This is a genomic window from Aerococcus sp. HMSC23C02, assembly GCF_001806805.1.
In the GTDB taxonomy this organism is placed as follows: domain Bacteria; phylum Bacillota; class Bacilli; order Lactobacillales; family Aerococcaceae; genus Aerococcus; species Aerococcus sanguinicola.
Genome location: NZ_KV786038.1, coordinates 29,177 through 38,348, shown reverse-complemented (window position 1 = coordinate 38,348; position 9,172 = coordinate 29,177). Strand labels below are relative to the sequence as shown.

Below are 9,172 nucleotides of genomic sequence, written 5' to 3'. Positions count from 1 at the left end.
GACTTCACCCAATCGGAACGATCGGCTAAAGCCGTTCTTTTCCGCTTGGGCTCCAGTCATTCAAGTCTAACCGCTCTTGCTCACACCCTGTTCTTTTCATAGGCTTGCCAGATTTTCATTTGGACGGTGGGGAAGGCATGCTGGGTCATGTCGCTGAGTTTGAGCCAGGACCAGTTGCTGGCTCCTTGCTTGGTTAAGCGGTCGATGACTTGGTCAGGGTCTTCCTTTAGTTGGCCTTGGTAGACGCGGATGTGCCAGACTTGGTGGCTGAAGACATGTTTGACTTCGGCGAGCTGGCGCTTGTAGAAGATAGGACTGACATGGTAGTGGGCTTGGCTTTCGGCAAGTAAATTGTCGTAGATCGCCTGGTCGTCTTCAGCCACTTGGTCGGCGAAGAGAGGACCGAGTGGCATGTCTTCTTTAGCCGCCTCCTTGCGCTCAAGGAGGGGGACGGTCCACATCTTAGCCAATAAACCCGTCTCGGGGCGCTGGCAGATAAGGACCCGCCCAGCTTTATCTTCCAATACCAAGGCATCATAGTAGTAATGCTTGGCCTTGGCTTTTTTGCTTTTGACAGGATAATCCAAGGTCGTCCCCGTTAAAGTCGATAGGTTGAAGTCTCTTAGGGGGCTGGCTTCTGGATTAGGATCCTTGGCCCTTTGATAACTCGAACCCAGGTCCATAATGGCTTGGTTGAAATCACCTGGACGTTTAGGATCCACGAGATACTCGCCCAATGCCTGAAAAATCTTCCGGTTCTTAGCCTGGGCAATGTCTGCACTCACTGTAAAAAGCCGGGCGAAGACCCGCATGGCATTGCCATCGATAGCTGGCGTCGCAACATTGAAAGCAATCGAAGCAATGGCGCCTGCTGTATAAGGACCAATCCCCTTAAGTGATTGGATTTCCTTTAAGTCACTGGGAAACTCACCATCATAATCGTCCATAATTGTTTGGGCAGCCACCTGCATATTGCGAACCCGAGAATAATAACCCAAGCCTTCCCAAGCCTTTAATAGGTCCGCTTCTCCAGCTTGGGCCAAGGATTGAATATCCGGGAACTTTTGCATGAAGTTCTGATAGTAAGGGATAACCGTGTCCACCTGGGTCTGTTGGAGCATGATTTCGGAGACCCAAACGGCATAAGCTGATATCGATTCGCGCCAAGGAAGGGTGCGGCCATGTTGGTCATACCAATCCAGCAAAGTGGTCTGAAACTTCTCATTGGTCTTAGGTCCCCAGACTTGAACGCCGTGGATATCTGGTCCCAAGTCTTCAATGGCACTCCGCCCCAACCAATCTTCGGGCTTATGGTCTTGTATCTGCAAATTATCCCTCTTCTTTCTCCATCTCTTGGTCTAGCCATTGCTTAATCGCCCCTGCTTCAAAGCCCCGGCGGTAAAGCTGTTGTTTAACTTTAAAATAGCGCTCTTTAGGGTCTAGGCGGCGGTACTTGCGCCAGTACTTCTGGCCTTGCTGGTCCAATTTATCATCTTCTAGATCGTCATCAACAAGGTCTTGACTCGCTCTTTGGACCGCTTGCTTGGCTGCATCACTATCGAAGCCCTTCTGCATCAAATAGCGCACTGTGCGCTGTTCGCTATCGCGCTGGGCATATTTTCGCATTTGTTGCTTCAAACGTTTAGCCGCCAGTTCTTCAATATTATCCTGGGCAGTTTGGTCATCATACTCCTCCAGAGCTTGTTGGATGATCGACTCGCTGAGGCCCTTTTCCTTTAGTTTGCGCTGAATTTGACCGGGACCCTTCTTCTGCAGGCGCATGGCCGTCCGGGTATAGGACTGGCCATAGACCAAGTCATCGACGAGTCGCAGTTCTTTTAAGCGCTGGATGGTTTGGTCAATCACCCCTTCAGGCCAATCATCCCGCTGGAGCCGTTGACGGATCTCCTTCTCCGAACGCAATTGGTGGCTCAGATAATTCACTGCTGTCTGATAAGCCTGGGCAGCGGCTTCAGCTGCTTGGATCTCGCCTACTCGCTCAGCACTTAAGACCTGACCCTTGGCCAAAGCAAACTTAACCAGGGTCGCTTCACTTACAGGAAAGGCATAGCTTTGGTTGAGATAAATATTAAAGCGATGTTTGCGCCGCTTTTGCGCTTCAATCTTGGTAATTTCACCGGACAGCCCTGCCTCTTCAGACTTTTCCTGGTCATTGTCTGTTCCCGGACGCTGCGGTTTTTGATCTAACTTTTTTGCTTTCAGCGCTTGCGCCGCTTGGACCAAATCTTGAGCCGGGCGGGGCTTCTCCTTCTGCTGACTTGGTCTCTTAGCTTGGTCAGCAGAGGCTTTTTTCACATGATCACCGGATAAGTCTGAGAGCCGCACTGGGCCTTGATAGCTCTTCTTTGCCATAGCTGAGCCTCCTTTCGCCCTTTACTATAGCACACTTTAATCTAATGGATAAAGTCTAAGACCCGTTCGTGCCAGAGCTCCAGTTGTTCACTGTAGCGCTCCCTGTGAATTTCTTCAGCTGTTTGGTAGAGCTCACTAAATTGGTCAGAAGCTTCAGTATAGAGCATTCTTTGGAAGAGGTGACTATTTTCTAAATCCTCTATTTTGAAATAAGAGGGCTGCTTAGGTGTATGCAAGAGAACTGACATATTGAGAAAGACCCAGCTAAAATAAGCCTGTCTCACCAAGTGAATAAAACGGCTGGGACGCACATCGAGAGTTAGGTGGATATTGGTCATGCCCTCCACAATGGTGTGGCGACTCTTCTCCTTCAAATTAGGCAGGCGGTAAACCTGGTGGAGGGCTAGCCAGGAAGGAGTGCCCCGCTTAACAGATTTCAAGGGAACAAAAATCAAGTCCGCACTCACGACAGGCTGAAAAGGTTTCTTTGTCAGTTTCTGATGGAAGAACTGTTCCTTAGCCATCCGCTCGCTATAATTCTGGATCAGGATTTCCGGCTTTGATTGGGTCCTAAAGATTGACCCGTCACTACATACCACCAAGGTACGACCAGCCTTGCGGTCAGCATCTGCTTGGTAGTGGAGATAGACCACCTGCTCGCGAAGATTCAGCGTCTTTACACGTTTAGCTCGCTTGTAAAGAGCTTCTAGGTCCTCGGTCACAGAAAAATCGGCCACCAAAGTCTGAGTTCCTAACATTACAAGTATACCTCCAATTAATCGTATTTTATCGTCTGAAAACATAAAATTTTAGACACTTATAGCCTAGCAAATTTTTATTCCATCTGGGGATTTTTCATGAAAGATTTACATTTCTTTTACCTAAAAATTACATTAGCCCAATCACTGGTTAAACACCCCTTTCATAAAATGTTTACCAAATAAAAAGAACAAGCACTTTCTAAGCGCTCGTTCTTTTAGACGAATAATTGCTTATTTTCTTTTGCAATACATTATTGTTTTGTCTTTATAAATAATCGGCCTAGGTCTTGGCAGCCTCTCGGAAAAGTTTCTTGGTAGCTGCTAAATGATCCTTGGAGGTCACAATCAGAAGTCGATCTTTGGCTTGGATGGTAGTTGCCCCCTTAGGCACAAGGCTGGCCCGACCGCGCACAATGGAAGCGATGAGAATTTCTTGGGGGAGGTCCAGGTCAGCTAGTTTCTTCCCCGCTAGCGAGGAAGTTAAGGGCACATCAAATTCCAAGATAGCGGCTTCCTTTTCTTTATGGTCTTGGGGGAGAGGCCGCATGCGGTCATAGAGGCTGTCGTAGATAGGGGCCACCTTGAGGGCTTCCGCAAGCAGGTAAGCTGTGATGGCCACAATGGCTACAGGCAGGAAGTTCTGCAAACTCCCTACCATCTCTAGGACAAGAACCATGGAAGTTAGTGGCGAACGGACGACTGCCGTCAGGACCCCTGCCATGCCAAGAACGACAAAATTAGCTAAGAGATCAGGATCTAAATCAATAAATAGGCTGAAAACTTGAAAGCTGACTGCCCCAGTCAAACATCCCATCACGAGGGTGGGCAAGAAGATACCGCCCGGTGTTGAAGTCCCATAACAGAAACAGGTGAAGAGTAATTTACCGATGAGGACTAGGATTAAGCTTTTAAGGGGCCAAGGCATCTCTAAATACTGGTAGACCAAGTCATGCCCGCTACCTGCCAAGGCAGGGAAAGCCCACACAATAAGCCCCGTTAAGAGAAAACCTAGGGCAATCCGAACCACAACATTCGGGAAGTGCTTCTGTAAAAAGCGCTGGAAGGCTAAAAGGACCTGGTTGAAGGTCGTCCCCACTAGGGCTGTCACAAGGCCCAGAATAATAATTAAGTAATAACTAGATTGGGGAAGAAGTTGGTCCATTTTGATCGCAAAGGACGGCGTCAAACCAAAAACCCACTTGGATACCAGGTCGGCACTGATGGATGCCAAAAGAGCAGGAATGAGAATAAAGGGGGAGATATTCTTATGGACTTCTTCAACCACAAAGAGGGTCGAGGCAATCGGTGCATTGAAGGCAGCTGACAAGCCGGCGCTGGCTCCCGAGGTTAGAAGAATACGCTGGCTCAGGTCGCCATGCTTGCGCCATTTAGTATAGGCCTTGCTGATTGCCGCCCCGATCTGGATAGATGGCCCTTCCCGCCCCAGGGACATCCCCGCTAGCATGGCCATAAATCCCCCCAGATATTTAGAAAAGAGCGTGGGCAGGGGGCGCATAGACATCTCACCCAAAAGTTCGCCTGACACCTGGGGAATCCCAGACCCACTGGACAGGGGCGCCAATTGGACAAGAATACCCGTTAAGGCCCCCATTATCCCTAAAAATAAAAAAAGCGCAATTAGCCAAGGAAAATTTGTTATCTGGTAGAGGGCCTGCTGCCAAGCCCCAGCATAAGTCAGGATGTAGCGGTAAACCACCGCCCCTAAGCCAGCCAGGATCCCTACCAAGATCCCCTCCGTAGCTAGCGCCAGCTTCGAGCTCGATTGTTTGAAAGCAGCGCTCAATTGTTTTTGATTGGATTCCAACACAATCCCTCCTTGAAATAAACTACTCTTAGTATAGCACAGGCAGAAGCACTCTTTTTGTAAAAAAAGGTGTGAGCACAGGCATTCAGCAAGGAATGACTGGAGCCCAAACAAAAAAGACTGGAATTTTTCCCAGTCTCTTCTTGTAGCATACATATCTTGAATTTAAAGCTTAGCGAGATAACTGCTTGCGGGTCAATTGGCGGTTGTAGAGGAAGGTGACTAAGCCCCCTGTAAAGATAATGAAATAGCCGAGAATACTCCAGCCATCAGGTACCTGGCCAAGGAAGATGAAGCCGAGGAGACCACTGAAAACAATGCTGGAATAGTCAAAAATAGAGATCTCATTAGCTGGTGCAAACTTATAAGCCAGGGTAATCCCGAACTGGCCGAAGCTGGCAGCCAAGCCTGCCCCTAAAAGAGCTAATAAAGACTTTTGGTCGAGGGGGACATAGTTAAAGATTAAATACGGCACACAAACTAAACAGGAGAACCCTGAGAAGAAGGCCACCGTAAAGGCACTGGGGACTCCCTGCTTATTAAGCTGACGGACCGCGGTATAGGCTCCGCCCGCGCTCAAGCCCCCAAGAATAGCGACAAGGTAAGGCAGGAGGTCGGCTGTTGCCCCAGTCGGTTTGCTGACTAAGAGAACTCCCACAAAGGCAAAGCCCAGGGCGATCAAGTGTTGCTTATCCATCCGTTCCTTGAGAAAAATCGCTGAAAAAACAAGCGTCGCAAAAGGTGCCAGCTTATTGAGAACGGAAGCGTCAGAAAGAAGCAGGTGGTCGAGGGCATAGTAATTACAGAAGACCCCAACCGTTCCCAAGATCGACCTTAAGAGGAGGGTCTTCCAGGGCAAGTCACCCACCTGGACCTGGTTCTTAACTTGGGACCAAGACCGCAGCAAGAGGGTCAAGGCAACGGCGAAGGCAACAATATTTCTAAAAAAACTCTTTTCAATAGTGGGGAGGTCTCCGGCTAAGGGGATGCAAAGATTCATCACAGCAAAACCAAAAGCAGAGATCAAGATGGCAATAATGCCCTTATTACGATTTGTCACAGCAGCATATCCTTTCTATCCTTTACATTTCAATATCTCTACCCTACATGCTTTCGAGCCTGAATTCAAGCCCTTAGACTCCTCTTTTCATTAGGCTTAGCTTGACTTAACACCTAATACATAGGGCCCATTTATTGTGAAATAAATAACTTGTATGGAAATTCACTTATACATAGCCCTAATTTATGCTATTATCTTTTTAATAAGTTTTTTCTAATTATTTTGTAAGGAGTTGTTCATTATGATCATCGAATTTAAAGACGTCGAAAAGTATTACGGCGACTATCACGCCCTAAAAGCCATTAACTTAGGCATCCAAGAAGGTGAAGTCGTCAGTATCATCGGGCCCTCAGGTTCAGGTAAGTCAACCCTTATCCGCTGCATCAACGCCTTGGAAAAGATTTCCAGTGGACACCTCTATTGCGATGGTCGGGACGTTTCCGACCCCAAAGAAAATATCCGCCAGGTCAGACGCGACTTTGGCATGGTCTTCCAACATTTTGAACTCTATCCCCATAAGACCGTGCTTGAAAACATCACTCTCGCCCCTCTCAAGGTCCTCAAAAAGACCCCAGAAGAAGCTCACGAACGCGCGGAAAGATTATTGAAACGGGTAAATCTATGGGACAAGCGTGACCACTACCCTAGCCAACTCTCCGGCGGGCAAAAGCAGCGGGTAGCCATTGCCCGTGGCCTCGCCATGCGGCCCAAAGTCCTTCTCTTCGATGAACCAACCTCCGCCCTCGACCCTGAAATGGTGGGCGAAGTCCTCAACGTCATGAGAGACATTGCCGAAAGCGACAAGATGACCATGGTTGTCGTCACCCACGAAATGCGTTTTGCCAAGGAAGTCAGCACACGGACCCTCTTCATGGAGGCCGGCGAAATCATTGAAGACCGGCCCAGCCAGGACTTCTTCTCCCAACCCCAAAGTCAACGGGCCAAAGACTTCCTCCAAGTTGTCAACGCTTATTAGTCAGGAGGCCATCTCATGAAAAAAAGACACTTACTCTTGCTCTTGGTCAGCTGCTTGACTTTACTTGGGGCCTGCGGAAAAAATAGCCAAGCGCAAAGTATTTTAGACAAGATCCAAAGCAGCCAGACCCCACATATCCGTTGGGGCATCAAGAACGATACCCGACTCTTCGGCTACTATAATATTGCCAAGCAAGAAGTGGAGGGTTTCGATATTGATATCGCCAAAGCCTTAACCAAAGAAATTGCTGGCCCTCAAGCCCAAGCCGATTTTGTCGAGGTGACTTCTAAGACACGGATTCCCCTCCTCAAGAATGGTAATATTGATGCCATTATCGCCACCATGACCATCTCAGAGGAACGGAAGAAACAAGTTGATTTCACAGATGTTTATTTTGCTGCCGGACAATCCTTGCTCGGCCCAGAAGACTCGCCCCTCCAATCGGTCCAAGACCTAGGCCCCCAAAACACTGTCCTAGCCGTTAAGGGCTCCAGTTCCGCCGAATCCATCCGCCAATTCGCTCCCCAGGCTAAGGTCCTTGAACTGGAAAACTATGCCGAAGCCTTCACCGCCCTACAATCCGGCCAGGGCGACGTTATGACAACCGACAATGCAATTTTGCTAGGTATCGCTGACCAGAATCCCGGCTACCGCTTGATCGGCGAAGCTTTTACCAAGGAACCCTATGGCATTGCCGTAGACAAGAGTCAAAAAGACTTCCGTGATGAGGTCAACCGGGCCTTGGTTAAAATTAAAGCGGATGGGACTTATGACAAGATCTTCCATAAATGGTTCCCCGATGCTGGCGAAAGCGCCAATGCTAAAAATTTAAAGGAGGCCTAGTATGTTTACCCTTTTGCACGACTATTTACCTCTCTTGTTAGAAGGCTTTGCCCACACCCTCCTCGCCTCTGCCATTGCCCTAGTCGCCAGCTTCCTCTGGGGGAGCTTGGTGGGGATTTGGCAGAGCGCAGGCAAGGGGCTTCTGAAAGCATTCGCGACCATTTATGTCGAGATCTTTCGTAATATCCCGCTCTTAGTCATCGTCATGTTCTTCTATGTGGTTCTCCCCCTCTTTTCGGTCAAACTTTCAGGTTTTACATCTGGTGTGATCGCTCTTAGTCTCTATACTTCATCCTTTATTGCAGATATTATCGCAACTGGGATCAAGGCCATTCCGCGCGGCCAGTTCGAAGCCGGTCTCTCCCAGGGGTTCACAGCTCGCCAATGCATGGCCTACCTGATTTTTCCCCAAGCCTTCCGCCAGTCTCTGCCAGCTTTAGGCAACCAAGTGATCAATCTGGTGAAGAATTCCTCCATCCTCGCTATGGTGGCAGGGCTCGACCTCATGTACTATGGGGACCTGGTAGCGCTAGAGACCTTCGACACCTTCGCAAGCTATAGCCTAGTCGCCGGCTTCTACCTCTTGCTCACGGTTCCTTTAACCCTATTCATACAAAAACTCGAAAAGAATTATAGCCTCTAAGGCACGAAAGGAGTTTAACAATGGACTTTTCCGGTGCTTTCCAATGGATTAATATCAACTTCCTCCTCCAAGGCCTCTGGGTAACGGTCAAACTCACCTTACTCACCATTAGCCTCAGCCTATTCTTCGGCAGCCTCCTCGGTATCCTCCGCTATCTCAAGATGCCCATTATTTCTAACGTGCTGGGCTTTCTCATCGACACTGTTCGCAACCTCCCCCTCTTGTTAATTATCTTCTTTACTTACTTCGCCCTGCCCCAAATCGGAATCAAAATGGATATCTTCTGGGCAGCTGTAGCCGCCATGACCCTTTTTGAATCGGCTATGATTTCAGAAATTATCCGGGGCGGCATCCTGGCCCTGCCTAAAGGACAATTCGAAGCCGGCCTGGCAACCGGGCTCAGCCGCAGCCAAACTATGGCCTATATCATCATGCCCCAAGTCTACCGAACCATGGCCCCCTCCATCGTCAGCCAGCTCATTGCCCTCATCAAGGACACCAGCCTAGCTACCATCATCTCCCTGCCCGAACTCATGCACAACGCCCGCATCATCTACGGCCAAAACTCCAGCTACATCCTCGGCACCTTCGCCCTCGTCACTATCATGTACTGGCTCATCTGCTACACCCTCTCCCAAACCACCCAGTATCTTAATAAGGGTGTGAGCAAAGGCGCTTAGAAAGGGATGAC

Annotated in this window: 9 protein-coding genes; 4 read left to right on the top strand and 5 right to left on the bottom strand. The window is 49.0% G+C overall.

Annotation, left to right across the window (positions count from 1 at the left end; translation table 11 throughout):
• Positions 1-80: 80 nt before the first annotated feature.
• From mutY to HMPREF3090_RS00160, 5 genes are all read right to left on the bottom strand, one after another.
• Positions 81-1,328 carry an A/G-specific adenine glycosylase gene (mutY, locus tag HMPREF3090_RS00180; RefSeq protein ID WP_067975133.1) on the bottom strand — a complete coding sequence of 416 codons (1,248 nt, stop codon included), beginning with the start codon at positions 1,326-1,328 and terminating at the stop codon, positions 81-83.
• 1 nt (position 1,329) lies between these two features.
• Positions 1,330-2,373: a recombination regulator RecX gene (gene recX, locus HMPREF3090_RS00175; protein WP_067975130.1), complete on the bottom strand. Its 1,044-nt coding sequence runs from the start codon at positions 2,371-2,373 to the stop codon at positions 1,330-1,332.
• 41 nt (positions 2,374-2,414) lie between these two features.
• On the bottom strand, positions 2,415-3,131 hold the full coding sequence (locus HMPREF3090_RS00170; RefSeq protein ID WP_070485662.1) for a hypothetical protein: 717 nt from the start codon (positions 3,129-3,131) through the stop codon (positions 2,415-2,417).
• Positions 3,132-3,414: 283 nt separating this feature from the next.
• On the bottom strand, positions 3,415-4,959 hold the full coding sequence (locus tag HMPREF3090_RS00165; protein ID WP_067975124.1) for a ClC family H(+)/Cl(-) exchange transporter: 1,545 nt from the start codon (positions 4,957-4,959) through the stop codon (positions 3,415-3,417).
• A gap of 172 nt (positions 4,960-5,131) precedes the next feature.
• Positions 5,132-6,019 (bottom strand): DMT family transporter, encoded by an 888-nt coding sequence (locus tag HMPREF3090_RS00160; RefSeq protein WP_070485660.1) that lies wholly within the window; start codon positions 6,017-6,019, stop codon positions 5,132-5,134.
• A gap of 241 nt (positions 6,020-6,260) precedes the next feature.
• Here HMPREF3090_RS00160 and HMPREF3090_RS00155 point away from each other — a divergent pair, with 241 nt between their 5' ends.
• From HMPREF3090_RS00155 to HMPREF3090_RS00140, 4 genes are read left to right on the top strand one after another with little or no spacing between them, the layout of a single operon-like run.
• Positions 6,261-6,995, top strand: a complete 735-nt coding sequence (locus tag HMPREF3090_RS00155; RefSeq protein ID WP_269465291.1) for an amino acid ABC transporter ATP-binding protein — start codon at positions 6,261-6,263, stop codon at positions 6,993-6,995.
• 15 nt (positions 6,996-7,010) lie between these two features.
• Positions 7,011-7,838, top strand: a complete 828-nt coding sequence (locus tag HMPREF3090_RS00150; protein WP_067975113.1) for a transporter substrate-binding domain-containing protein — start codon at positions 7,011-7,013, stop codon at positions 7,836-7,838.
• 1 nt (position 7,839) lies between these two features.
• Positions 7,840-8,481 carry an amino acid ABC transporter permease gene (locus HMPREF3090_RS00145; protein WP_067975110.1) on the top strand — a complete coding sequence of 214 codons (642 nt, stop codon included), beginning with the start codon at positions 7,840-7,842 and terminating at the stop codon, positions 8,479-8,481.
• 20 nt (positions 8,482-8,501) lie between these two features.
• The gene (locus HMPREF3090_RS00140; protein ID WP_067975107.1) at positions 8,502-9,161 is read left to right on the top strand and encodes an amino acid ABC transporter permease; all 660 of its coding nucleotides are present in this window, start codon (positions 8,502-8,504) and stop codon (positions 9,159-9,161) included.
• Positions 9,162-9,172: the final 11 nt, after the last annotated feature.